General features: G+C 70.1%; 20 protein-coding genes and 1 pseudogene. 13 read left to right on the top strand and 8 right to left on the bottom strand.

Going from position 1 to position 25283, the window contains the following annotated elements:
* Window positions 1–36 precede the first annotated feature (36 nt).
* Both purT and ASC76_RS12025 read left to right on the top strand, forming a co-directional pair.
* Window positions 37–1239: a formate-dependent phosphoribosylglycinamide formyltransferase gene (gene purT, locus ASC76_RS12030; RefSeq protein WP_056465783.1), complete on the top strand. Its 1203-nt coding sequence runs from the start codon at window positions 37–39 to the stop codon at window positions 1237–1239.
* Window positions 1240–1416: 177 nt separating this feature from the next.
* A complete protein-coding gene (locus ASC76_RS12025) occupies window positions 1417–1818 on the top strand; it encodes a hypothetical protein (protein ID WP_157615580.1) in 402 nt (133 codons plus the stop codon).
* Window positions 1819–1834: 16 nt separating this feature from the next.
* Here ASC76_RS12025 and fusA read toward each other — a convergent pair whose 3' ends face one another.
* Window positions 1835–3889: an elongation factor G gene (gene fusA, locus ASC76_RS12020; protein ID WP_056465778.1), complete on the bottom strand. Its 2055-nt coding sequence runs from the start codon at window positions 3887–3889 to the stop codon at window positions 1835–1837.
* A 183-nt stretch (window positions 3890–4072) separates the two neighbouring features.
* On the opposite strand from fusA, the gene ASC76_RS12015 reads away from it, so the two are divergent.
* Window positions 4073–5587, top strand: coding sequence for a glycosyltransferase family 39 protein (locus tag ASC76_RS12015; protein ID WP_157615578.1), 1515 nt, complete (start codon window positions 4073–4075; stop codon window positions 5585–5587).
* A gap of 3 nt (window positions 5588–5590) precedes the next feature.
* Here ASC76_RS12015 and ASC76_RS12010 read toward each other — a convergent pair whose 3' ends face one another.
* The gene (locus tag ASC76_RS12010; protein ID WP_056465773.1) at window positions 5591–7090 is read right to left on the bottom strand and encodes an AMP nucleosidase; all 1500 of its coding nucleotides are present in this window, start codon (window positions 7088–7090) and stop codon (window positions 5591–5593) included.
* A gap of 281 nt (window positions 7091–7371) precedes the next feature.
* Window positions 7372–7677, bottom strand: a complete 306-nt coding sequence (locus tag ASC76_RS12005) for a hypothetical protein (protein WP_056465771.1) — start codon at window positions 7675–7677, stop codon at window positions 7372–7374.
* Between ASC76_RS12005 and ASC76_RS12000 the strand changes: the two genes are divergently transcribed.
* The 4 genes and pseudogenes from ASC76_RS12000 to ASC76_RS11985 all read left to right on the top strand — a co-directional run.
* The gene (locus ASC76_RS12000) at window positions 7670–8419 is read left to right on the top strand and encodes a hypothetical protein (protein WP_056465769.1); all 750 of its coding nucleotides are present in this window, start codon (window positions 7670–7672) and stop codon (window positions 8417–8419) included. The two genes, ASC76_RS12005 and ASC76_RS12000, sit on opposite strands and share 8 nt — an antisense overlap.
* Before the next feature lie 164 nt (window positions 8420–8583).
* Window positions 8584–9234: a hypothetical protein gene (locus ASC76_RS11995; RefSeq protein WP_056465767.1), complete on the top strand. Its 651-nt coding sequence runs from the start codon at window positions 8584–8586 to the stop codon at window positions 9232–9234.
* A 58-nt stretch (window positions 9235–9292) separates the two neighbouring features.
* Window positions 9293–10558, top strand: a complete 1266-nt coding sequence (locus tag ASC76_RS11990; RefSeq protein ID WP_056467342.1) for a D-amino acid dehydrogenase — start codon at window positions 9293–9295, stop codon at window positions 10556–10558.
* A 21-nt stretch (window positions 10559–10579) separates the two neighbouring features.
* Window positions 10580–12400, top strand: a pseudogene (locus ASC76_RS11985) (carboxyl transferase domain-containing protein); the annotation flags it as partial.
* A gap of 6 nt (window positions 12401–12406) precedes the next feature.
* Here ASC76_RS11985 and ASC76_RS11980 read toward each other — a convergent pair.
* The gene (locus ASC76_RS11980; RefSeq protein ID WP_157615576.1) at window positions 12407–12607 is read right to left on the bottom strand and encodes a hypothetical protein; all 201 of its coding nucleotides are present in this window, start codon (window positions 12605–12607) and stop codon (window positions 12407–12409) included.
* Window positions 12608–12778: 171 nt separating this feature from the next.
* Between ASC76_RS11980 and ASC76_RS11975 the strand changes: the two genes are divergently transcribed.
* Both ASC76_RS11975 and ASC76_RS11970 read left to right on the top strand, forming a co-directional pair.
* Window positions 12779–14554 (top strand): hypothetical protein, encoded by a 1776-nt coding sequence (locus tag ASC76_RS11975; RefSeq protein WP_371262113.1) that lies wholly within the window; start codon window positions 12779–12781, stop codon window positions 14552–14554.
* Between the two features lie 4 nt (window positions 14555–14558).
* Window positions 14559–15986: an amidase gene (locus tag ASC76_RS11970; protein WP_056465763.1), complete on the top strand. Its 1428-nt coding sequence runs from the start codon at window positions 14559–14561 to the stop codon at window positions 15984–15986.
* On the opposite strand, the gene sugE is transcribed toward ASC76_RS11970, so the two are convergent.
* On the bottom strand, window positions 15970–16284 hold the full coding sequence (sugE, locus tag ASC76_RS11965; RefSeq protein WP_056465761.1) for a quaternary ammonium compound efflux SMR transporter SugE: 315 nt from the start codon (window positions 16282–16284) through the stop codon (window positions 15970–15972). The genes ASC76_RS11970 and sugE overlap by 17 nt on opposite strands.
* An 88-nt stretch (window positions 16285–16372) precedes the next feature.
* On the opposite strand from sugE, the gene ASC76_RS11960 reads away from it, so the two are divergent.
* The 3 genes from ASC76_RS11960 to ASC76_RS11950 are packed head-to-tail and all read left to right on the top strand — an operon-like array spanning window position 16373 to window position 20035.
* Entirely contained in the window at window positions 16373–17179 is an 807-nt protein-coding gene (locus ASC76_RS11960; protein WP_056465759.1) for a DUF72 domain-containing protein, read from the top strand.
* A gap of 21 nt (window positions 17180–17200) precedes the next feature.
* Window positions 17201–18295, top strand: coding sequence for a 5-methyltetrahydropteroyltriglutamate--homocysteine S-methyltransferase (locus ASC76_RS11955; protein WP_056465757.1), 1095 nt, complete (start codon window positions 17201–17203; stop codon window positions 18293–18295).
* A gap of 24 nt (window positions 18296–18319) precedes the next feature.
* Complete coding sequence (locus ASC76_RS11950; protein ID WP_056467338.1) at window positions 18320–20035, top strand: MBL fold metallo-hydrolase; 1716 nt, start codon at window positions 18320–18322, stop codon at window positions 20033–20035.
* A gap of 21 nt (window positions 20036–20056) precedes the next feature.
* On the opposite strand, the gene ASC76_RS11945 is transcribed toward ASC76_RS11950, so the two are convergent.
* Entirely contained in the window at window positions 20057–20671 is a 615-nt protein-coding gene (locus tag ASC76_RS11945) for a histidine phosphatase family protein (RefSeq protein ID WP_056465756.1), read from the bottom strand.
* 28 nt (window positions 20672–20699) lie between these two features.
* On the opposite strand from ASC76_RS11945, the gene ASC76_RS11940 reads away from it, so the two are divergent.
* Window positions 20700–21017 (top strand): 2Fe-2S iron-sulfur cluster-binding protein, encoded by a 318-nt coding sequence (locus tag ASC76_RS11940; RefSeq protein ID WP_056465753.1) that lies wholly within the window; start codon window positions 20700–20702, stop codon window positions 21015–21017.
* Window positions 21018–21026: 9 nt separating this feature from the next.
* Here ASC76_RS11940 and icmF read toward each other — a convergent pair whose 3' ends face one another.
* On the bottom strand, window positions 21027–24323 hold the full coding sequence (icmF, locus tag ASC76_RS11935; protein WP_056465750.1) for a fused isobutyryl-CoA mutase/GTPase IcmF: 3297 nt from the start codon (window positions 24321–24323) through the stop codon (window positions 21027–21029).
* Window positions 24324–24345: 22 nt separating this feature from the next.
* On the bottom strand, window positions 24346–25188 hold the full coding sequence (locus ASC76_RS11930; protein ID WP_056465748.1) for a PPK2 family polyphosphate kinase: 843 nt from the start codon (window positions 25186–25188) through the stop codon (window positions 24346–24348).
* Window positions 25189–25283: the final 95 nt, after the last annotated feature.

Below are 25283 nucleotides of genomic sequence, written 5' to 3'. Positions count from 1 at the left end.
AATTCGCGCTTTGTCTTTCCCTCCAGGACGCGCTCGATGACTACGCTCGGAACCCCGCTCTCGCCCCACGCCACCAAGGTCATGCTGCTCGGCAGCGGCGAACTCGGCAAGGAGGTGCTGATCGCACTGCAGCGGCTGGGCGTCGAGACGATCGCCGTCGACCGCTATCCCAACGCGCCGGGCCAGCAGGTGGCGCACCACGCGCGGACGATCACGATGAGCGATCCGGCGCAGTTGCGGGCGCTGATCGAGGCCGAGCGCCCGCTGCTCGTGGTGCCCGAGATCGAAGCCATCGCCACGCCGATGCTCGAGGAACTCGAGGCCGCCGGGGTCGTGCGCGTGATCCCGACGGCGCGGGCCGCGCGGCTGACCATGGACCGCGAGGGCATCCGTCGCCTCGCTTCCGAGACGCTCGGACTGCCGACCAGCCCGTACCGCTTCTGCGATTCGATGGCCGAGTTGCAGGCGGCCATCGATGGGGGCATCGGCTGTCCGTGCATCGTCAAGCCGGTGATGAGCAGTTCGGGCAAGGGCCAGAGCCGGCTCGACGGACCGGCCGACGTCGCCAAGGCGTGGGACTACGCGATGGCTGGTGGCCGCGTCAGCCGCGGCCGGGTGATCGTCGAAGGCTTCATCGACTTCGACTACGAGATCACGCTGCTGACGGTGCGCGCGCTCGGCGCCGACGGTCGCGTCGAGACGCAGTTCTGCGCGCCGATCGGCCACGTCCAGGTGGCCGGCGACTACGTCGAGAGCTGGCAACCGCATCCGATGAACGCCGCCGCGCTCGAGCGTGCCCAGGCGATCGCGCGGGCCGTGACCGACGACCTGGGCGGGCAGGGCCTGTTCGGCGTCGAATTGTTCGTGAAGGGCGACGAGGTCTGGTTCAGCGAGGTCTCGCCGCGCCCGCACGACACCGGCATGGTGACGATGATCACGCAATGGCAGAACGAGTTCGAGCTGCATGCCCGCGCGATCCTCGGGCTGCCAGTCGACACCGCGTTGAAGTGCCCGGGCGCGAGCGCCGTGATCTATGGCGGCGTCGACGCCGAAGGGCTGGTGTTCGACGGCATCGACGCGGCGCTGCGCGTCCCGAACAGCGAGCTGCGCCTGTTCGGCAAGCCCGAGAGCTTCGCGAAGCGCCGCATGGGCGTCGCGCTGGTGCACGACGCCGATGTCGAGCTGGCGCGGCAGCGCGCGAAGCAGGCGGCCGCATGCGTGAAGCCGCGCGTGCCCTGAGCGGTTCTCCCGGCCTTTGATGCGCCTCGACAACTCGGGTGCGGCTTCGCACCGGTAGAAAGTCGCGCCAACGGCGCGCGCTTCGCGGCCGCCCTCCAGACCGGGCACGGCTCGCTACGCTGCCGGGTTGGGTGGGTCCGGCACGCAGGTGCGCGGCCGCCGAACCGGGGAGGCGACATGACGGTGCAGGATGGTGGGCTTTGGATCGGACTCGGGCTCGCATTGGGCGCGATCGCGGGGAGCTGGGTGACGCTCTGGATCGTCGGCGCCCGCCATACCGCCGCGGTGCGGCGCCTGCGCGACGACTTCCAGCGTCGGTCGGACACGTCGGCCAACCAGTTTCGCGTCGTCCAGCTGCGGTCGCAGACCGAACTCGAACAACTGCGCCAAGGCTTCCAGCGCCAATTGGCCACCGCCAGCGACGAGCCGCGTGCGGCCCTTGCGCGCGCCGAAGCGCGCCTGCGCGCCGCCTATGACGAGATCGACCGGCTCCGCCGCGCCCAGGCCCACGAGACGACGGTCCCGGCTGGCCTCGGCGACGGCTTCGCCGCGACGCGGCCGATGGTCGAGGGGATGTAGCGCTGACGCGGCGCGCTCAATCCTCGTCCTTGGCCTGGTAGCGGCTCGTCAGGGCCGCCTGCGCCGACGGCGGCACCGGCTCGTAGTGGCTCATCTCGAGCGTGTAGCGGCCCTGGCCGCCTGTCATGCCGTTCAGCCGGGCCTGGTAGTTGGTGAGCTCCGACAAAGGCGCCTGCCCGCTGACGACGATCGCGCCGCCGGCGAGTGACTGCGTCGCGCTGACCTGGCCGCGCTTGGCGGACAGGTCGCCCGTCACGTCGCCCATGCTGTGTTCGGGCGCGGTGATCTCGACCTTGACGATGGGCTCCAGCACGATCGGGCTGGCCTTCTTCACCGCGTCGATGAAGGCCTTGCGGCCGGCGGTGGCGAATGCGATGTCCTTGGAGTCGACCGAATGCGACTTGCCGTCGTAGACGATTACCCGCACGTCGCGCAGCGGATGGCCGGCGATCACGCCGGTGTCGAGCACCGAGCGCACGCCTTTTTCGACGGCCGGGATGAATTGCGTCGGGATCGTGCCGCCCTTGACCTGGTCGACGAACTCGAACCCGGCGCCGCGCTCCAGCGGTTCGATGCGCAGGAACACCTCGCCGAACTGGCCCGCGCCGCCGCTCTGCTTCTTGTGGCGGTGGTGGCCCTCGGCCGGCAAGGTCACCGTCTCGCGGTAGGCGATGCGCGGCGGCCGGGTCACGACCTCGCACTTGTAGACCTCGGTCATCCGCTCGAGCAACGTGCGCAGGTGCAGCTCGCCGAGGCCATAGACCACGGTCTCGTTGGTCGTGGCGACGTGCTCGACCTTCAGGCACGGGTCCTCGTCGACCAGCTTCTGCAGGATCTCCCACATGCGCTGCTCGTCGCCGCGGCGCTTCGGCTCGATCGCCAGGCCGTGCACGGGCACCGGGAACGGCAGCGGGCGCAGGTGCAGGTGGTCGTCCTCGGCGGCGTCGTGCAGGACCGCGTCGAAATGCATCTCGTCGACCTTGGCCACGGCGCAGATGTCGCCCGGCACGCCGCGCGCCACCTCGACGTGGTCCTTGCCCTGCAGCATGAACAGGTGGCCGACCTTGAACGGCTTGCGGCCGTCGCCGATATAGAGCTGGCTGTCCTTCGTGACCGTGCCCTGGTGGATCCGGAAGACGCCCATCTTGCCGACGTACGGGTCGACCGTGACCTTGAAGACGTGCGCGATCACGTGCTGGTCCGGGTCGGTCTGCGCGTGCAGTTCGGTCGCGTCGGCCCCTTCGCCCTTCAGGAACTGCGGCGGGTTGCCCTCGGCCGGGTTCGGCAGCAGCGCCTCGATGACGTCGAGCAGCTCGGCCACGCCGGCGCCGTTGCGGGCCGAGACGAAGCAGATCGGGATCAGGTGACCCTGGCGAAGGGCCTCCTCGAGCGGCGCGTGGAGCTCGCGCGGATCGACGTCGCCGTCCTCGAGGTAGCGCTCGACGAACGCCGGGTCGACCTCGACCACCTGCTCCACGAGCGCCCGGTGCGCCGCTTCGACGTTCGAAAAATCGGCGTCGCCCGAGGGGTTGAAGAAGCAGTCGACGACCTTCGTGCCGCCCGCGGCCGGCAGGTTCAGCGGCAGGCATTCCTTGCCGAAGGCCGCCTGGATCTGCTCGACCAGTGCCGCCAGGTCCACGCCCGCCGTGTCGATCTTGTTGACGATCACCATCCGGCACAGGCGCCGGCCGGCTGCCCACTCCATCATGCGGGCGCTCATCACCTCGACGCCGGTGGCGGCGTTGATCACGACGGCGGCGGTGTCGACGGCTTCGAGCGCGGTCATCGACTGGCCGATGAAGTCGGCATACCCGGGCGTGTCGATCAGGTGCACGCGCGTGCCGCGGTGCGCCAGGTGCAGCACCGAGGCGTTCAGCGAGTGCTGCGCTCGGCGCTCCATCGGGTCGAAGTCGCTGACGGTGCTGCCGCGCTCCAGGCTGCCGACGGCGCCGATCGATCCGGCCTGGCACAACAGCGCTTCCGCCAGGCTGGTCTTGCCACCGCCCGTCTGGCCGACGAGCGCGAGGGTCCGGATCGCCTGGATCGCGGGGCTGGGGCTGGTTGTCGGCATGGCGCGCTCCTGGGGGAAGGGCGGCGCTCGCGGTCCGATCGCATCGCGTGCCCCGGGCTGGGCTTGCTGGTGTGACAAACAGCCTAAGGGATCGCACCGCGCGAGGCAATCCGGGCTGTCCTCGGCGCCGGGCGGCACCCCGCTGGCTAGAATTTTGAATTTACATTCAGTAACTGATACGTCGTGTCCCTTTCGATCGCCCTGCCGACTCGACGTGCCCTGCCCGCGCGGGAAGTGACCCCGCATCAGGCGCTCCTCTTCGCGCTCGGCATGGTGGTGATGTGGGCCGTGTGGGCCGGCTACTTCAACACGGCCCAGTTCGGCGACAACATCGAGCAATTCAACTGGGCGCAGAGCCTCGAGCTCGGCTATCACAAGCACCCGCCGCTGCCGTCCTGGGCACTGGGGTCGGTGATCAAGGTGTTCGGGCCATCGGTCTACTGGGCCTATCTGCTGGCCACGTTGTGTCTGCTCGGCACGGCGCTGCTCACGTGGCAGATCGGGCGCGAACTCGTCGGCGAGCGGGCTGCCGCAGCGGCGATCGTGCTGTGGGGGTTGAACATGACCTTCTCGCAGCGCGTGCAGCTCTACAACCACAACACCGTGCTGGTGCTGTTCATGGCTGCCAGCACCTGGTTTGCGATGCGGGCGAGCCGCGCTCGGCGCGACGCGCCGCTGTGGTGGCTGGCCACCGGGCTGGCGGCCGGCGCGGCGACGCTGTCCAAGTATCAGGCGCTGGTGCCCCTGGCCGGGCTGCTGTTCGCGCTGGTCGCCTCCGGCCGGGTGCGGGACCGGTCGCAATGGGGCGGCTTGCTGCTCGCCGTGGTCGTGATGGGGGTGGTGTGCGCGCCCCATGCGGTCTGGGTGGCCCAGCACGACTTCAGCACGCTGCGCTATGCCTCCGAGGCGATCGAAGTGGCGGGCTGGCGGCAGCGGTTCGGCTTCGTGGTCTCGTTCTTCGCCAACCAAGTGCGGCTCTGGTCGCCGACGCTGCTCGCGATCGGCTTGTGCTGGGCCTGGGGGCGGCTCGCACCGAAGATCGACAAGCGCCTGTCGCCCGCGCAGGCGCCCGCCGCCGACCTGCAGATCTGGCTGATCGGCCTGCTCTGGGCCGGCATCGTCGTGCTGATCGTGATGGCGCTCGCCGCCGGCGCAAGCCTGCGCAACCACTGGGGCGTGCAAGGACTGCAATTCTTCTGCCTGTGGCTTGCCTGGCGCTGGCAGCGCCGCGCTGCGATCGACCTGCGACGGCTGCTCGGCGCGGCACTGGTCATCCACGGCGCGAGTCTGGCCTGGTACGCGGCCGAGCACGAGGATCCAACGACCGTGCTGACCAGTCGCCGCATCGACACGATGTACCCCGCGCGCCGCCTGGCGCGCACGGCGGTCGCGCATTGGGCCGCGACCACCGAATGCCCGCTGCGGTACGTCGAAGGCTCGGTGTTCGACGCCGGACTCGTGTCGCTGTACTCGGGCGGTCAGGTCATGGTGTTCGACTCCGACCGCGCCACCCCGTGGGTGCGGCCCGAAGACCTCCAGCGCGATGGCGCGCTGTTCGTGTTGGACCAAGGCGACCCGGTGCCCGACGGCGTGATCAGCGTCGTGCCGTTCGACCTGGTCCCGAACCGCCCCGATCTCGCACACAGGGCGCTGCGGCTCGGCGTGCGGCTGCCGGCGCGGCCTTGCGCCGGAGACTGATCGCTACTGGAACGCCACCTCGGCGAAGCTGCGCAGCTTGCGGCTGTGCAGCTGGTCGACGCCGGCCTCGCGCAGCAGCTCGATCGCGCGGATGCCGATGCGCAGGTGCTGGTCGACCCGCTCGCGGTAGAAGTGATTGGCCATGCCCGGCAGCTTGATCTCGCCGTGCAGCGGCTTGTCGCTGACGCACAGCAGCGTGCCGTAGGGCACGCGGAAGCGGAAGCCGTTCGCGGCGATCGTCGCGCTCTCCATGTCGAGCGCGATCGCCCGGCTCTGGCTGAAGCGCCGCTCCGGCGTGCTGGCCGCGTGATGCGACGGCAGCAGCTCCCAGTTGCGGTTGTCGGTGCTCGCCACCGTGCCGGTGCGCATGATCCGCTTCAGCTCGTAGCCCTTGAGCTGCGTGATCTGCTCGACCGCCGATTCCAGCGCGACCTGCACCTCGGCCAGGGCCGGAATCGGCACCCACAGCGGCAGTTCCTCGTCGAGCACGTGGTCCTCGCGCACGTAGCCGTGGGCGAGCACGTAGTCGCCGAGCTGCTGGGTGTTGCGCAGCCCCGCGCAGTGGCCGAGCATCACCCAGGCGTGCGGGCGCAGCACCGCGATGTGGTCGGTGATCGTCTTCGCGTTCGCCGGACCGACGCCGATGTTGACCATCGTGATGCCGCTGCCGTCGGCCCGCACCAGGTGGTAAGCGGGCATCTGCGGCAGGCGCGGCGGCGCGCTGCCGAGGTCGTCGCCGGCCTGTGCCGCCAGGCCCTTGCGGCGCGTGATGACGTTGCCGGGCTCGACGAACGCGACATAGTCCTGAGCCTTGGCCGCGCTCGACATCGTCTCGTGCCCGAGGCGCACGAACTCGTCGATGTAGAACTGGTAGTTCGTGAACAGCACGAAGTTCTGGAAGTGCTCGGGTGCGGTGCCGGTGTAGTGGCGCAGCCGGTGCAGCGAGTAGTCGACCCGCGGCGCGGTGAACAGCGCCAGCGGCTGGGCCTCGCCAGGGCCGGTCTCGCGGGTGCCGTTGGCGATGCCGTCGTCCATCGCGTTCAGGTCGGGCAGGTCGAAGCGGTCGCGCATCAGCAGCCGCCGCTCGGCGCTCAGGTTGCCCTCGATGTGGTCGTTCTCGGCGAGCGAGAAGTGCACCGGGATCGGGTGCGCGCTGGTGCCGACCTCGAGCGACACGTGGTGGTTCTTCAGCAGCAGGCGGAACTGCTCGAGGTAGTAGTTCGAGAACAGGTCCGGCCGCGTCAGCGTGGTCTCGAACGTGCCGGGGCCGGCGACGAAGCCATAGCTCAGGCGCGAATCGGCGCGCGCGACCGTGTCGGTCTTGACCCGCACGAACGGGTAGCAGGCGCGCACGCGTTCGGCCATCGGGTCGCCGGCGACAAAGGCCTGCAACGCGCTGCGCAGATGCTGCACGCTGCCGTCATAGATCGCGCGCACCTGGTCGAGGGCGGCGGCGGGGTCGGTGAAGCTGGCGGGCGCGATGAAATTCGGAACGACGGACATGGGGCTCTTCTTCTTGGAGTCGATGCGCGCATTTTCGCTTGCGAAGACGGCAGCGCCGGGCGGCAAGGTTGCATTTCGTGACCTCGCTTGTCCTACAGGCTGCGCGCCGGTCAGCCGACCACCCGCAGCCAGACGGACTTCTAAGCTGAACGCAGCTGGTTTCGAGCCGGCGTTTCGACCACCCGGCCCCCAGCGGGCCTCAGCCAAGGAGTTATTCGAATGAACGCTTCCAAGACCCTGACCGCCGCCATCGCCGCCGCCACCATCGTGGGGACCGTGGGCTACGTCTCCGCGCAGACGACGACCGAGCCGGCGAATACGACCCCCTCGCAGACCATGCAGCAACCGTCGACGACCACCACGCCGGCCGCAGACACGAGCATGCCGGCGCCGACCGGCACGACACCTTCGGCCACCGAGTCGTCCACGATGCCGGCGCCGAACGCAGCGCCGTCGAACGTGCCCTCGTCGAGCAGCGACATGTCGACCCCGGCCGTGACCAGCGACGTGAACGCCGCCCCGGCCGAGCCGGCGCCGAAGGCCGACCGCAACTGATCCGACGGTCCCGGGCCGACCACCGTGCGCATCCGCCAGATCCTCGACCGCCACCCCGACCTCGTCGTCGGGCTGCGGCAGGGCGTGCTGGTGGGCGCCGCGGTCCTCGCGGTCATCCTGCCGCCGGCCGGCTCGGCCACGGCGCGGCTTTCGCCGCGCCTGACGCCGGTCGCCGCCACGGCGATGCAAATTCCGGACGATCCGCGCGTCGCCGACTTCGGCGAGCACGTGGCGTCCGAGGATGCCCGTCTGGTCGCTGATTGGGTGGCGCGTCGGGCGGACAACCAGCGCCTCCCGTTTGTCATCCTCGACAAGCGCGACGCACGCGTCTTCGTCTTCGATGCCGGCGCCCGGCTGGTCGATTCGAGCCCGGTGCTGCTCGGCGCTGCGGCGGGCGACGATTCGGTCGCCGGCATCGGCCAGCGCCCGATCGCCGACGTCCGCCCCGAAGAGCGCACGACGCCGGCCGGCCGATTCGTCAGCCAGCCGGGCCGCAATGCCTCCGGCGAAGACGTCGTGTGGGTCGATTACGGTGCCGCGGTCTCGATGCACCGCGTGCGCCCGGTCGATCCAAAGGAGCGCCGACTCGAACGGCTGGCGTCGAACGATCCGGCGCAGCGTCGCATTTCCTATGGGTGCATCAATGTGCCGGTGGTGTTCTTCGAAACGGTCGTGAAGCCGGTCGTCGGCGCGCAGAAAGCGATCGTGTACGTCCTGCCCGAGGTTCGGGACGTGCGCAGCGTCTTCGCGGGCCTGGGAGGCGCCAGCGGCTGATCCGCGTGTTCTGCGACGAAGTAACGAATTCCCGGTCGGTGTGACCGGATATCTCTCCGACACATGTCGGAATCGCGACAATTCGCCCTGGCGCCGTTTTCGGCCGCCCGGTGGGAGCAGTTCGGCTTCACCGCCGATGGACTTCCCACCCAGGATGTGTCGCGATGTCGCGTCGTGCCCCGAGGCTGTGTGCTGCAGCCCTGTCGTTGTTCGCCGCGCTGTCGTGGGCCGCGAGTGCGCCACCCCCCGATTTCGCCGGCGAGCCGGTCTCCGACGCGGCGCTGTACGCGGTCACGCAGGCGTTGACCTACGGTGACGCGCTGGGTCGGCCGTTCGCCGTGGTCGACAAGCGCGAAGCGCGGTTCTACCTGTTCGATGCCGCCGGCCGCCTGGTCGGTGCCGCGCCGGCATTGCTCGGCGCGACGCCCGGCGACTCGGCGATCGCCGACATCGCCCGGCGCAGCCCTGCCAGCCTGGCACCGCACGAGCGCAGCACGCCCGCGGGCCGCTTCGAGACCCAGCCGGGCCACAACGACAAAGGCGAAGCGATCGTCTGGGTCGACTACGCCGCGGCGCTCGCGATCCACCGCCTGCGCCCGTCGCCGCTGGTCGAGCGCCGGGTCGCCCGGCTCGCGTCGCCGTCGCCGGACGACAACCGGATCACGCTCGGCTGCATCGTCGTGCCGGTGGCGTTCTACGAGGGCGTCGTCGAGCCGCTGCTCGGCCGGCAGCGGGGCGTTGTCTACGTGCTGCCCGAGAACGGGCCGGTGCAGGCCATGTTCGCCGCGCCACGCTACGCCGCACTCGCGCCCTGAACGCGGCGCGCGGCCCCGTACACTGCGGCCGGGCACGGACGCTGCAGGGAGCATGGCGATGAAGGTGTTGGTACTCGGCAGCGGCGTGATCGGAGTCTCGTCGGCCTACCAGTTGGCGCTTGCCGGCCACGAGGTGACGGTCGTCGACCGCCAGCCCGCTGCGGCGCTGGAGACGAGCTACGGCAACGCCGGCGAGGTGTCGCCCGGCTACTCGTCGCCGTGGGCGGGGCCCGGCGTGCCGATCAAGGCAATCAAGTGGCTGCTGATGCAGCACCGCCCGCTGGTCATCCGCCCCAACATCGACCTGAATCTGCTGCGCTGGGGCGTGGCGATGCTGCGCAACTGCACCAGCGCGCGTTACGAGGTGAACAAGAGCCGCATGGTCCGGCTGGCCGAGTACAGCCGCGACTGCCTGAAGGCGCTGCGCGCCGAGACCGGCATCCACTACGACGAGCGCATGCAGGGCACGCTGCAGCTGTTCCGCACCCAGGCGCAGCTCGACGGCACCGCCGCCGACATCGCGATCCTGCAGCGCTACGGCGTCGCGTTCGAGCTGCTCGACCGCGACGGCTGCATCCGTCATGAACCGGCGCTGGCGAACGTGCGCGAGAAGTTCGTCGGCGGCCTGCTGCTGCCCGGCGACGAGACCGGCGACTGCTTCAAGTTCACGCAGAACCTGGCCCAGCTGGCGGTGCAGCGCGGTGTGCAGTTCCGCTACGGCACGCGGGTCAGGAAGCTGGTGCTGGCCGGCAAGCAGATCGACCGCGTGGTGACCGACGCCGGCGACATGCGCGCCGATGCCTACCTGGTGGCGTTCGGCAGCTACTCGCCGTTGCTGCTGAAGCCGCTGGGCATCCGCATCCCGGTGTATCCGGTCAAGGGCTACTCGATCACGTTGCCGATCACCGACGCGGCCGGTGCGCCCGAATCGACCGTGATGGACGAGAGCCACAAGGTCGCGGTGACGCGGCTCGGCGACCGCATCCGCGTCGGCGGCACCGCCGAACTGGCCGGCTACACCTTGAAGCTGCACGATGCGCGCCGCCAGACGCTCGAGCACGTCGTGACCGACCTGTTCCCGCGCGGGGGCGACGTGTCGCGCGCCGAATTCTGGTGCGGGCTGCGCCCGATGACGCCGGACGGCACCCCGGTGGTCGGCGCCACACGGCTGCCGAACCTGTTCCTCGCGACCGGCCACGGTACGCTCGGCTGGACCATGGCCGCCGGCACGGGCCGCGTGATGGCCGACGTGATCTCTGGCCGCACGCCCGGGATCGACATGGACGGGCTGACGGTCGACCGCTACCCGAACGCCTACGCCTGAAAGCCGACGATGCAGGAGCGGAACGTTCATGCGCCGATGGCCTGCACCGTCGTCGAGATCGCGGTCGGCGTCGGGCAGGTCGTGCGCGCCGGCCAGACGCTGCTGATCCTCGAGGCGATGAAGATGGAGCACGAAGTGCGTGCCGACGGCGATGCGCGGGTGCTGGAGGTGGCCGCGCGGGCCGGCGAGCTGGTCGCCGAAGGGGAGGTGCTGCTGCGCCTGGGGCCGTCAACGGGTGGCGACGCGGGACCCGGCCCGCTCCCGGTGGTCGGAGAGCGCGCCGGTGACGGTCTTGCGCCGCGCGCCGACCTGCAGGACGTCCGCGCCCGCCACGCCGCCACGCTCGACGCCGCCCGGCCCGCCGCGATCGCCAAGCGCCACGCGCTCGGCCTGCGCAGCGCCCGCGAGAACCTCGCCGACCTGTGCGACGCCGACAGCTTCGTCGAGTACGGCGCGCTGGCCCTGGCGGCGCAGCGCTCGCGCCGCAGCCTCGACGACCTGATCGCCAACACGCCGGCCGACGGCATGGTCACCGGCATCGGCGGCGTCAACGGCGCGCTGTTCGGCCCCGAGCGCGCGCGCTGCGTCGTGATGGCGTACGACGCGACCGTCCTGGCCGGCACGCAGGGCATGCGCAACCACCAGAAGACCGACCGCATGCTCGGCATCGCGCTGCAGCAGAAGCTGCCGGTCGTGCTGTTCGCCGAGGGCGGCGGCGGCCGGCCGGGCGATGTCGACATGCCGATCGTCGCCGGATTGCATGTGACCACGTTCGCGAGCTATGCGCGGCTGTCCGGCCAGGTGCCGGTGGTCGGCATCGTCGCGGGGCGCTGCTTCGCCGGCAATGCGGCGCTGCTCGGCTGCAGCGACGTGATCATCGCGACCCGCGACAGCAACATCGGCATGGGCGGCCCGGCGATGGTGGAAGGCGGCGGCCTCGGCCGCTTCGCGCCGGAGCAGATCGGGCCGAGCGACGTGCAGGCCGCGAACGGCGTCATCGACCTGCTGGTCGACGACGAGGCCGCGGCGGTCGCGGCCGCGCGCCGGTACCTGTCGTTTTTCCAGGGCGCGCTCGAGGGCGGTGCCGCGCCGGACGCGGCCGCGCTGCGCCGCGTGCTGCCGGACAACCGCGTGCGCGTCTACGACATGCGCGAGGCGATGCGCGGCGTCGTCGACACCGGCACGCTACTGGAACTGCGCGCCGGCTTCGGCGTCGGCATCCACACCGCGCTGGCGCGGATCGACGGTCGGCCAATCGGCCTGATGGCGAGCAACCCCGCGCACCTGGGCGGCGCGATCGATGCCGATGCGGCCGACAAGGCCGCGCGCTTCATGCAGCTGTGCAACGCGCACGGCCTGCCGCTGGTGTCCCTGGTCGACACGCCGGGCTTCATGGTCGGGCCGGAGATCGAAACGCATGCGCAGGTTCGCCACGTCAGCCGGATGTTCGTGGCCGCCGCGCATTTGCGCGTGCCGTTCTTCGCCGTCGTGCTGCGCAAGGGCTACGGCCTCGGTGCGATGGCGATGACTGGCGGCGGCTTCCATGCGCCGGTCGCGATCGCGGCCTGGCCGAGCGGTGAATTCGGCGCGATGGGCCTGGAAGGCGCGGTGCGCCTGGGCTACCGCAGGGAGCTCGAGGCGCTGCCCGAGGGCGCGGCGCGCGAGGCGCTGTTCCAGCGGCACCTCGACGAGCACATCGAGAAGGGGCGCGCCATGAACATGGCGGCCACGCTGGAGATCGATGCGGTGATCGACCCGGCACAGACACGCGATTGGCTGCTGCAGGGAATGCGCTCGGCCCGGGTCGGCCCGCGCTCGACCCAGGGGATCGACCCCTGGTGATGTCGTTCAGCTGAAGTCGGCGAAGCCGGTGCGCGGGGCGTCCGGCCAGTGGTGCGACTGCAGGGCGGGATGCGCGGCTTCATAGCCGATGTCGGTCGTGTCGTCGTCCGCAGCCGCCGGCTGCACGGCGGCGCGGCCTTGGCCCGAAAAGTACCAGCGCCTCACGTCAGCCACCCAATCCGCATCGTTCGCCATGATCGTCTCCACGCCGGCCGCACCGCGCAACCGATGAACGAATCGTCGGGTCCGCCGCGGCGTCGCACCATCGGGTGACTGGCGAATCGGATGTAGGGCTTCGCCTACGGTGGGCGTCGGCCAAGTGTGGCGAGAATGGTGGCGAGCGCCGGGCCCGATCGCCCGCGCACCTCGAGAACCTGCATGGACCGCACCGTCGAAAGCCCGGCCACCCACGCTTCGAGCGCGGGGGCCCCACGCCTCCAGGCCCCCGCGGTACGGCACCTGCGCCAGATCCTGCTGTGGCCGCTGCGCCTGATGCCGGTGCCGCGCCGCCCCGGCGAGGCGCGCCGCACCCCCTGGCAGGTGCTGCGCAACCTGGGGGATGCCTCGCCCTGGCGCGAGGTGGTCGACGAATACACCGGCGACAGCGCGCGCTTCCACGAGCGCCACTACAACGAGTTCGTCACCTTCCTGCCGTACGTGCAGCGCTTCCTGTACGGCGAGGGTCGCCACACCCGCGACGCCAAGGGCCGCGATGCCGACGCGCCAATGCGGGTGTTCCGGCGCGAGGACATCGCCCACGTGCGCGTCGTCGCGCGACGCGGCGACGCACCGGTCACGCTCGAGGTGATCCACGTCGATCTGTACTTCTTCTTCGATGTCGACGTGGTGCTGCTCAACGTCGAACTCGGGGCGAACGACCTGACGCTCGACCAGGCGCAGGAGCAGCTCTACCGCTTCGGCCGCGGCTACCCGGCGGGCTGGGATGACGCCGGCCAGGCGCTTCACACGGCCACGAGCGTCGAATGGCTGGATGCGAACGGCACGGTGCTCGAACGCTCCGACTCGCAGCAGCGCGAGCTGTTCATGGCCCACGTGGCCGAGCACCGGGCGCCGCGGATCGCCGCGCACTGGGCCTTCATGCTGCGGCCGCTGGTGGCCGACCATTCCGAGCCGGGCGATCTGCGCTACCGCCAGATCGAGTACTACCGCATGCCGCTGATGGCCTACCTGGCCCTCGACAACCCGCGCGCGCTCAGCCGCAGCGACTTCATCCGCCTCGGGCTGGTGACCGGTGCCGGCGGCTCGGACAACGGCAGCCCGGTCGACGACAGCTCGCCGCAGGCGCTGCGCGACGGTGGCCCGCTGCAAGGGGATGGAAACGGCAGCGCGCTGCCGTATGGCGCCGAGCACCTGGCCGATTTCGAGCAGCGCTACTGCTACGACCGCTTCTGGGCCAACGCCGGCGCCGCGCCGAACACGCGCTACCTGTGCAGCGGCCACGCGCTGATCGTGATCGGCGATGCGCGCTCGCCCTTCTATGGCTGCCGCGACCGCGGCGTGCTGGCGCAGTTCCGCCACCAGCACTTCATGCTGTTCCTGATCGCGCACTTCCAGAAGGCGGCGCTGCTGATGTCGTCCGACCGGCTGGTCGAGGCGCTGAAGAACCTCGACGTCGGCGACGCCGACAGCGTGCGCGCGTTCAAGCGCTCGATCCGCGGCAGCTTCGAGAGCTTCCTGCGCTTCACGCACCGCTACTGGTTCCACGAGGTCTCGGAGCAGGCGCAGGTGCGCGCGCTGTTCCGCCTGTGCACCACGCACCTGCAGATCGACCCGCTGTACGACGAGGTCAAGGTGCGCATCGACGACATGAACACCTACCTCGACGCCGACAGCCTGCGCCGCCAGGCCAACACGGTCGTGCGGCTGACGGTCGTCACCATCCTCGGCCTGATCGGCACCGTGACCACCGGCTTTCTCGGCATGAACCTGCTCGCCGAAGCCGACGCGCCGATGAGCCGCAAGCTGGTGATCTTCGCGCTCGTGTTCGTCGCGACCACGGTGCTGACCTTCTACACGATGGTCAAGTCCAAGGGCCTGTCCGATTTCCTCGACGCCTTGTCGAACGAGCGCCTGTCGGCGTGGACCAAGTTCAAGGCGCTCGGCGCGGTGTGGCGCCGCAATCCAATGGACTGACCCGATGGACATCACCGATCTCGGCGCGACCGAACTCTCGCAAGCCCTCCACGCGCGCCGCATCTCGTGCCGCGAGACGATGCAGGCCTACCTCGAACGCATTGCGCGGCTGAACCCGGCGCACAACGCCCTGGTCAGCCTGCGCGACGCCGACGCGCTGCGACACGAGGCCGACGCCTGCGACGCCGAACTCGCGCGCGGCAGCTCGCGCGGCTGGATGCACGGCATGCCGCAGGCGATCAAGGACATCGCGCCGACCGCGGGCCTCGTCAGCACGATGGGCTCGCCGTTGCTGCGCGACTTCGTGCCGCGGGAGGACGGGCTGATGGTGCGGCGCATGAAGGCCGCCGGCTGCATCGTCGTCGGCAAGAGCAACACGCCCGAATTCGGCCTGGGCTCGCACACCTTCAACGAGGTGTTCGGCCTCACGCGCAACGCCTTCGACCCGACCCGCTCGGCCGGCGGCAGCAGCGGCGGCGCCGCGGTCGCGCTCGCACTGCGGCTGCTGCCGGTGGCCGACGGCAGCGACTTCATGGGCAGCCTGCGCAACCCGGCGGGCTGGAACAACGTCTTCGGGCTGCGCCCCAGCCAGGGCCGCGTGCCGTCGTGGCCGGCCGGCGATGTCTGGGTCACCCAGCTCGGCACCGAGGGGCCGATGGGGCGCAGTGTCGAAGACCTCGCTCACCTGCTCGATGTGCAGTCGGGGCCGGACGTTCGCGCGCCGCTTTCGCTGCCCGCGCACGCCTCGTTCGCCGCCGGGCTGGCGCAGGTCGAGGGCGCGACCGATCGCATCGGCTGGTTGGGCGACCTGCGGGGCCACCTGCCGATGGAGTCCGGCATCCTGGCCGTGTGTGAGCAGGCCCTAGCGCGCCTTCAGGGCATCGGCTGCACGGTAGAACCCACTGCGCTGGGCTATCCGCCCGAAGCCGTGTGGGACGCATGGCTGGTCTGGCGGCGCTGGCTCGTGGCCGGCCGCATCGCGCCGTTCCTGGCCGACCCGGCGAACCGCGCGCTGATCAAGCCCGAGGCCCTGTGGGAGCACGACCAGGCCGCCGGCCTGACCGGTGCGCAGACGCTCAACGCCAGCGCCCAGCGCAGCGCGTTCTACCAGCACCTGCTCGGGTTGTTCGAGCGCTTCGACGTGCTCGCGCTGCCGAGCGCGCAGGTCTGGCCGTTCGACGCGGCGCTGCGCTGGCCCACGCAGATCGCCGGACGCACGATGGACACCTACCACCGCTGGATGGAAGTCGTGATCTACGCCACCTTCGCCGGCCTGCCGTGCATCAGCGTGCCGGCCGGGTTCAACGCCGCTGGCCTGCCGATGGGCCTGCAGCTGATCGGCCAGCCGCAGGGTGAGGCGGCGCTGCTGCGGCTGGCGCGCGCCTACGAGCTGGCGGCGGCCGAGGTGCTCGCCGTCAGGCCGTCAGCTTGAGCCCCGCGATGCCCAGCACGATCAGGCCCAGGCACACCAGTCGCAGCGGCGCCGCCGAGTCGCCCATCAGCACGATGCCGAGGATCACGGTGCCGACGGTGCCGATGCCGGTCCAGACCGCGTAGGCGGTCCCGACCGGCAGGTGCTTCATCGCCAGACCGAGCAGCACGACGCTGGCGACCATCGCGGCGACCGTCAGCGCGCTCGGCACGAGCTTGCTGAAGCCGTCGGTGTATTTCAGGCCGATGGCCCAGGCGACCTCGAACAGGCCGGCGAAGAAGAGGAGTGTCCAGGGCATGGGCTAGAGTCTAGAGACGCCGCGGTGCCCGCGCGACTGTGGCGCCGCAACCACCCAGGCGCGGGCCGGGCATCGTGCAGGAGACGACATGAGTGAAGCGACGAATCCGAGGATCCGTGTCGGCGTCGGCGGCTGGACCTTCGAGCCCTGGCGCGACAACTTCTTCCCGGCCGGCTGGCCGCACAGCCGCGAGCTCGAGTACGCGAGCCGCAAGCTGACGGCGATCGAGGTCAACGGCACCTACTACAGCTCGCAGAAGCCGGCCACGTTCGCGAAGTGGCGCGACGAGACGCCAGACGACTTCGTGTTCTCGCTGAAGGCCTCGCGCTTCGCGACCAACCGGCGCGTGCTGGCGGAGGCGGGCGAGTCGATCGAGCGCTTCGTCGGTCAGGGCATCGTCGAACTGGCGCACAAGCTCGGGCCGATCGTCTGGCAGTTCGCGCCGACCAAGCGCTTCGAGCCGGACGATTTCGAGGCCTTCCTGAAGCTGCTGCCGGCCCGCGCGGGCGGCCTGCCGCTGCGCCACGTGCTGGACGTGCGGCATTCGTCGTTCATGACGCCCGAGTACCTGGCGCTCGCGCGCCGCTACCGCGCGGCGACCGTGTTCACCGACTCGGACGACTACCCGTCGTTCGCCGACCGCACCGGCGATTTCGTCTACGCGCGCCTGATGCGCACCGACGCGCGCTGGCCCGAGGGCTGCGAGCCGTCGACCTTCGCGCCGCTGGCCGATTGCGCGCGCGCTTGGCGCGACGGCAGCGAGCCGAGCGGCCTGCCGTGCGTGGAGCCGGCCACCGAGGCGGGCCCGCCCCGCGACGTGTTCCTGTATTTCATCAGCGGCGCCAAGGAGAAGGCCCCGGCCGCCGCGATGGCCCTGATCCGCGCGCTCGGCTGAACGCCGCGCGATACTTGAACGATGAGTGCCCCGTACCGCGCCGATCACGTCGGCAGCCTGCTGCGCCCGGACTGGCTCACCGAGGCGCGTGCGCTGAACCAGTCCGGCCAGCTCGAGTGCAGCGCGCTGGCCGAGATCGAGGACCGTGCGATCGAGGAGGCGGTGCGCCACCAGGAGGCGCTCGGTCTGCAGAGCGTCACCGACGGCGAGTTCCGGCGCGAGTGGTGGCACCTCGATTTCCTGGCCCAGCTGGACGGTGTCGAGCTCGAGGACAACCGCGGGCCGAGCTTCCATTTCTCGGGCCAGTCCGAGCAGCCGCCGATCGCGACCGTGACCGACCGGGTCGCCTGCACGCGCCCGATCATGGCCGACCATTTCGCGTTCCTGAAGTCGGTGACGACGCGCACGCCGAAGATGACGATCCCGTCGCCGTCGATGCTGCACCTGCGCGGCGGTCGCGCCGCGATCTCGCGCGAGGCCTATCCCGACCTGGCCGAGTTCTGGGCCGACGTGGCCGAGGCCTACCGCGTCGCGATCGGCCATTTGGCCGACGCCGGCTGCCGCTACCTGCAGCTGGACGACATCACCTTCGCCTACCTGTGCGACCCGAAGATCCAGGCCAACTGCCGCGCCAACGGCGACGACCCGGCCACGCTGCCCCGCATCTACGCGCAGACCATCAACGCCGCGCTGGCCGGCAAGCCCGACGACATGGTCGTCACGATCCACACCTGCCGCGGCAACTTCAAGAGCGCGTGGGTCGCCGAGGGCGGCTACGACCCGGTGATCGAGGCGATGTTCTCGACCAACGTCGACGGCTACTTCATGGAGTTCGACAGCGCGCGCGCCGGCGGCTTCGAGCCGCTGCGTGCGCTGCCGCCGGGCCGCAAGAAGGTCGTGCTCGGCCTGGTGACCACCAAGCTCGGCCAGCTCGAGGACAAGGACGCGCTGAAGCGGCGCATCGACGAGGCGGCACGGTTCGTGCCGCTCGATCGGCTGTGCCTCTCGCCGCAATGCGGCTTCTCCAGCACCCACCACGGCAACGCGATCTCCCAGGACGACCAGTGGCGCAAGCTCGAGCGGGTGCTCGAGGTCGCGCACGAGGTCTGGGGCTGAGCCCGACCCATGCACCGATTCTTCATGACCACGACCCGCGCCACCGACACCGTTGCACCGCCCACCCCCTCGGCCGAGCGGCCGCCGCGCCCGGCTGCCACGATCGTCGTCGTGCGCGACGGGGCGGACGGCATCGAGGTGCTGCTCTCGCGCCGCGCCGAACGCGGCGACCACAACAGCGGCGCCTGGGTGTTTCCGGGCGGCATCGTCGACCCGGGCGACCGCCAGTCGCACGATTGCTGCGCCGGCCTGGACGACGCGGCCGCGAGCGCGCGCCTGGGCCTGCCCGCGAACGGGCTCGACTACTACATCGCCGCGGTGCGCGAATGCTTCGAGGAGTCGGGCCTGCTGTTCGCCACCGACGCCAGCGGCGAGCTCGTCGGCCTGCACGACGAGCTCGGCACGCGGCTGGCGGCCTGGCGCGGCCCGCTGCACCGCAACGAGCGCGTACTCGGCGACATGTGCCGCGAGTTCGGCCTGACGCTCGCGCTCGACCGGCTCGCCTACCTGAGCCACTGGCTGACGCCGCTGGCGCGACCCAAGCGCTTCGACACACGCTTCTTCATCGCTGCGGCGCCGCTGTCGCAGACCGCGGCGTTCGACGGCACCGAGATGGTCGAGCAGCTCTGGCTGCGCCCGTCGGCGGCGCTCGCGCGCGCCAACGAGCTGAAGCTGATGACGCCGACGCAGAAGACGCTGGAGCTGGTCGGCCGCTACGACAAGGTCGACGCGCTGCTCGCGTGGGCACGCGCGCCGCGCGAGGTCGCGCTGATCATGCCGCGGGTCGCGAACGGCAAGCAGGGCATGCGCCCGGTGCTGCCCGACGAGCCGGCGTTCGCCGAGCTCGGCCGCATCGACCCGGCCGGGCACGGCAGCGGCTGCTACGACATCCAGGTGGGCATGCCGGTGCGGCTGTCGCCGCGGCTGATCCGCGTCAGCGCCGGCAACGGCAGCATGATGACCGGGCCGGGCACCAACACCTACCTGCTCGGCGGCGGCGCGACCAACGAGTGGGCGGTGATCGACCCGGGCCCGCACGACGAGGCGCACATCGAGGCGATCCTCGCGGCCGCGCCCGGTCCGATCCGCTGGATCTTCGCGACCCACACCCACAAGGACCATTCGCCGGCGAGCGCGCCGCTGAAGGCGCGCACCGGCGCGACCGTGCACGGCCGGGTCGCCGATCACCCCGAGTGGCAGGACGACACCTTCGCGCCCGACGTGCACCTGCGAGGCGGCGAACGCTTCGAGCTGCCCGGGCCGGACGGCCAGCCCACGACGCTGCGCGCGATCCACACGCCGGGGCACGCGTCGAACCACGTCTGCTACCTGCTCGAGGAGGAGAAGCTGCTGTTCACCGGCGACCACGTGATGCAGCTGTCCACCGTCGTGATCAACCCGCCGGACGGCGACATGCGCGCGTACATCGCCTCGCTGCGCGAGCTGGCCGAGCTGGACCTGACGTGGCTGGCGCCGGGCCACGGCTTCCTGATGGAACAGCCGCAGCGCGCGATGCAGGCGATCGTCGCGCACCGGCTCAAGCGCGAGGCCAAGGTGCTGGATGCGTTGCGCGCGCTCGGCCCGGCCGATGCCGAGACGCTGCTGGCGCGCGTCTACGACGACGTCAAGCCGCAGTTGCTGGCGATGGCGATGCGCTCGCTGCGCGCGCATCTGCACAAGCTGCGCGACGACGGCATCGCCCGCGAGCGCGACGGGCGGTGGGACGCGTCCGGGAGCTGACGCGCCCGCTGCCCGAACGGTTCAGCCGCCAGACAGCGCGCGTGCGTCGTCGCGGACGTCGGGCCGCAGGTGCGCGGTGCAGTCGACCAGCGAGGCGCGGTGCGGCGCTTGGGCATCGATCACGCTCAGGCCCGTGTTGCCCAGGTGCCCCGGCGGCGCGACGCCCTCGTCGAGCCGCACATGGGCGGCCAGCAGCGCACGGATCACCAGCCCGTGGGTGACGACAGCAAGCGTGCCGCCGAGCGCGGCGCGGCGTTGCACGACATGGGCGAACGCCGCGGCGACACGCTGTGCGAACACGGCGACCGACTCGCCGCCGGGTGGCGCGCCGGTCATCGTCAGCGGGTCGACCGGCATGGTGTCGTACGGCTGGCCGCGCCAGTCGCCGAAGTTGCGCTCCTGCAGCAGCGGCGTGGTCTCGATCGGCGCACCGGTCGCGGCGGCGATCGCCTGCGCGGTGCGCAGCGCGCGCGGCAGGTCGCTGCTGACGATCGCGCGCACGTCCATCGTCGCCAGACGCGCGGCCAGCGCCTCGGCCTGCGCGATACCGCGCTCGCTGAGCGGCGTAGCGGCCGGTTGCAGCACGCGCGCGACGTTCAGGGCGGTCTCGCCGTGGCGGATCAACAGAAGGCTCATGCAGCGACCCCGAGGTATCGTTCGACCGATGATAGGTGTTGAACTGCCCCCTGCATTCGCCGTGGTCGTCGAGCCCTCGGGTCACCGCTTCGACGCGCCGGCGGACGTGCCGCTGCTGCGCGCAGCGCGCGAGGCTGGCCTGATCCTGCCGAGCTCGTGCCGCAACGGGACGTGCCGCGCCTGCCTGTGCCGCCTGGTCAGCGGTCGAGTGCGCTACGCGGTCGAGTGGCCCGGCGTCAGTGCGGACGAGAAGGCCGAGGGCTTCATCCTGCCGTGCGTGGCGATCGCCGAAACGTCGTTGGTGATCGAGGCCCCGCGTTTAGTCGACATCAGCGCGACGCTATGACGCTCCGCGTCACATGCTGCGCCGATACTGCCCGCCCACCTCGAACAGCGCGTTGGTGATCTGCCCGAGCGAGCAGCAACGCACCGCGTCCATCAGCACCTCGAAGACGTTGCGGTTCTCGATGACCGCCTGCTGAAGCCGCGCCAGCATCGCCGGCGACTCGTTCGCGTGGCGGGCCTGGAAGTCCGCCAGCCGCTTCAGCTGCGACTGCTTCTCGTCATCGGTGGAGCGCGCGAGTTCGAGCGTGTCGACGACCGGGTCGCCGTGCGGGTTGCGGAAGGTATTGACACCGACGATCGGGTATTCGCCGGTGTGCTTCAGCATCTCGTAGTGCATCGACTCTTCCTGGATCTTGCCGCGCTGGTAGCCGGTCTCCATCGCACCGAGCACGCCGCCGCGTTCGGCGATCTTCTCGAACTCCTGCAGCACCATCTCCTCGACCAGCTCGGTCAGCTCGTCGATGATGAAGCTGCCCTGATTCGGGTTCTCGTTCTTCGCCAGGCCCCATTCGCGGTTGATGATCAGCTGGATCGCCATCGCGCGGCGCACGCTGTCCTCGGTCGGCGTCGTGATCGCTTCGTCGAACGCGTTGGTGTGCAGCGAGTTGCAGTTGTCGTAGATCGCGATCAAGGCCTGCAGCGTGGTGCGGATGTCGTTGAACTGGATCTCCTGCGCGTGCAGGCTGCGACCGCTGGTCTGCACGTGGTACTTGAGCTTCTGGCTGCGTTCGTTGGCGCCGTAGCGGTCGCGCATCGCCACCGCCCAGATGCGCCGCGCCACGCGGCCGAGCACGGTGTACTCCGGGTCCATGCCGTTGCTGAAGAAGAAACTCAGGTTCGGTGCGAAGTCGTCGATGTGCATGCCGCGCGCGAGGTAGGCCTCGACGAACGTGAAGCCGTTCGACAGCGTGAACGCGAGTTGCGAGATCGGGTTCGCGCCCGCCTCGGCGATGTGATAACCGCTGATGCTCACCGAATAGAAGTTGCGCACCTTGTGGTGCACGAAGTACTCGGCGATGTCGCCCATCACCTTGAGCGAGAACTCGGTCGAGAAGATGCAGGTGTTCTGGCCCTGATCTTCCTTCAGGATGTCCGCCTGCACGGTGCCGCGCACGTTCTCCTTGACCCACGCGCTGATCTTCGCGGCCTCGTCGGCGGTCGGTTCGCGGCCGTTGTCGGTCTTGAACTTGTCGAGGTTCTGGTCGATCGCGGTGTTCATGAACATCGCGAGGATCGTCGGCGCGGGGCCGTTGATCGTCATGCTGACGCTGGTGGCAGGGTGCGTCAGGTCGAAGCCCGAGTACAGCACCTTCATGTCGTCGAGCGTCGCGATGCTGACGCCCGAATTGCCGACCTTGCCGTAGATGTCGGGCCGCACCGCCGGGTCGTTGCCGTAGAGCGTGACCGAGTCGAACGCGGTGCTCAGCCGCTTGGCCGCCATGCCCGAGCTCAGCAGCTTGAAGCGGGTGTTGGTGCGGAACGCGTCGCCCTCGCCGGCGAACATGCGGGTCGGGTCCTCGCCCTCGCGCTTGAACGCGAAGGTGCCGGCGGTGTACGGGAACGAGCCGGGCACGTTGTCGAGCATCAGCCACTGCAGCAGCTCGCCGTGGTCTTCGTACTGCGGCAGCGCGACCTTGCGGATCTTGCTGCCGGACAGCGTGGTGTAGGTCAGCGCGGTGCGGATCTCCTTGTCGCGGATCTTCACGACGTACTCGTCGCCGGCGTAGGCCTTGCGCATGTCGGGCCACATCGCGAGCAGCTTCTTCGCGCGCGGGTCCTGGCGGGCCTCGCGTTCTTCGGCGAGGTTGACGGTCGCCTCGGCAGCGCGGGTGCGCTCGGGCTTGTCGATCTTGAGCATCTCGGCGGAAGCGCGCAGCTGCTGGATCTCGCGCGCCAGCTTGGCCTGGGCGCGCGCATGCGCCTTGTAGCCGCGCACGGTGTCGGCGATGTCGGCGAGGTAGCGCACCCGTGCGCCGGGCACGATCGGCACCTGGTGCGTGCTGTGGCGGGTCGCGGCGAGCGGCAGTGCGCCCGGGCCGACCTTCAGGCCGAGCTGTGCCAGGCGCGGCAGCAGCGCCTGGTACAGCGCGGTGACGCCGTCGTCGTTGAAGCGGCTCGCCATCGTGCCGAACACCGGCATCTGCTCGGTCGGCGTCTTCCACGCCTCCTTGTTGCGCTGGACCTGCTTGGCCACATCGCGCAGCGCGTCGGCCGCGCCCTTGCGGTCGAACTTGTTGATCGCGACGAACTCGGCGAAATCGAGCATGTCGATCTTCTCGAGCTGGCTGGCGGCGCCGAACTCGGGCGTCATCACGTACATCGGCACGTCGACCAACGGCACGATCGCGGCGTCGCCCTGGCCGATGCCCGAGGTCTCGACGATCACCAGGTCGAAGCCGCCCGACGCCTTGACCGCCGCGAGGACGTCGGGCAGGGCCTGGCTGATCTCGCTGCCAAAGTCGCGGGTGGCCAGGCTGCGCATGAAGACGCGCTGCCCACCGGACCACGGGGCGATGGCGTTCATCCGGATGCGGTCGCCGAGCAGCGCGCCGCCGCTCTTGCGGCGTGACGGGTCGATCGAGATCACCGCGATGCGCAGCGCGTCGCCCTGGTCGAGCCGCAGCCGGCGGATCAACTCGTCGGTCAGCGACGACTTGCCGGCGCCACCGGTGCCGGTGATGCCGAGCACCGGTGTCTTCGCGGCCGCAGCGGCGTCAGTCAGTGCGGCTTTCAGCGGCGCGGCGGCCTGGCCGTTCTCTAGCGCGGTGATCAGCTGCGCGAGCGCGCGCCAGTGCGCCTCGGTCCGGCCCTGGATCGCTTCCAATCCCTTCGGCGCGTACGTGGACAGGTCCACGTCGCAGCGCATCACCATCTCGCCGATCATCCCGGCCAGGCCCATGCGCTGGCCGTCCTCCGGGCTGTAGATGCGGGTCACGCCGTAGCCCTGCAGCTCGGCGATCTCGCTCGGCACGATCACGCCGCCACCGCCGCCGAACACCTGGATGTGCGCGCCGCCGCGCTGCTTCAGCAGATCGACCATGTACTTGAAGTACTCGACATGCCCGCCCTGGTAGCTGCTGATCGCGATGCCCTGCGCATCTTCCTGCAGCGCCGCGGTGACGACCTCGTCGACCGAGCGGTTGTGGCCGAGGTGAATCACCTCCGCGCCCATGCCCTGCAGGATGCGCCGCATGATGTTGATCGCGGCGTCGTGGCCGTCGAACAGCGAGGCCGCGGTGACGAAACGCACCTTGTGGGTCGGGCGGTAGTCGGCGAGCGCCTTGAACTCGGCGGACAGGTCGGTCATGGTCTTGTCTCCTGCGTCGTGCTCAGACGACTTTGAGGTTCTTCAGTCGGGGGTCGCTGTCCGGATAGCGCAGCTTCATCGCCTCGAAAACCTTCTTCATGACCTGCGCAATCATCAGGTTTCGGTGGGTCTTCGAGTCGGCCGGGACGATGGTCCAGGGGGCCCACGGGGTGCCGGTCGCGGCGATCGCGTCGCTGTACGCGCGCTGGTATGTGTCCCAGAGTTTGCGCGCGTCCAGGTCGCCGAGCGCGAACTTCCAGTGCTTGGTCGGGTCGTCCAGGCGTTCCTGCAGGCGCACCCGTTGCTCTTCCTTCGAGATGTGGAGCAGGAACTTGACGATCACGGTGCCCGTCTCGGTCAGCATCCGCTCGAAGTCGTTGATCTGGGCGTAGCGCTGTTTCGTCTGCGCCGGCGTGATCCAGCCGCTGACCGGCGGCACCAGCACGTCCTCGTAGTGGCTGCGGTTGAAGATCATCACTTCGCCGTTGGCCGGCACCTGCTGGTGGATGCGCCACAGGTAGTCGCGCGCGCGCTCCGGCTCGGTGGGCGCCTTCCAGCCGACCGTGTGCACGCCGAGCGGGCTCATCTGCCCGAACACGCCGCGGATCGTGCCGTCCTTGCCGCTGGTGTCGGTGCCCTGCAGCACGACGAGCAGGCGGAATCGCTTGTCGGCCCAGAACAGGTTCTGCAGTTCGTCGAGCTCGAGCGCGAGGTCGGCGGCGGTCTGTTTGTCGCGAGCCTTGTCGCCGCTGCCGAAGGGCTTGGCGGACGGGTCGAACTGCGTCAGATCGAAAGACTTCGCGGCACGGCCGCCACCAGCGCCGCAGTACTGGAAGTCCGCCAGATCGGGTTTCTTTTTGGCCATGCGGTCTGCGGCTCCGGTTGATTGACGTATACGTCAAGTAAATAGTGTAGCCCTGCAACGATCTGACAGACGTTCTATCCTCCGGCCCCATTGCC

Source organism: Rhizobacter sp. Root404, from assembly GCF_001425865.1.
Classification (GTDB): domain Bacteria; phylum Pseudomonadota; class Gammaproteobacteria; order Burkholderiales; family Burkholderiaceae_C; genus LMDS01.
This window is presented reverse-complemented; position numbering and strand designations above follow the sequence as displayed.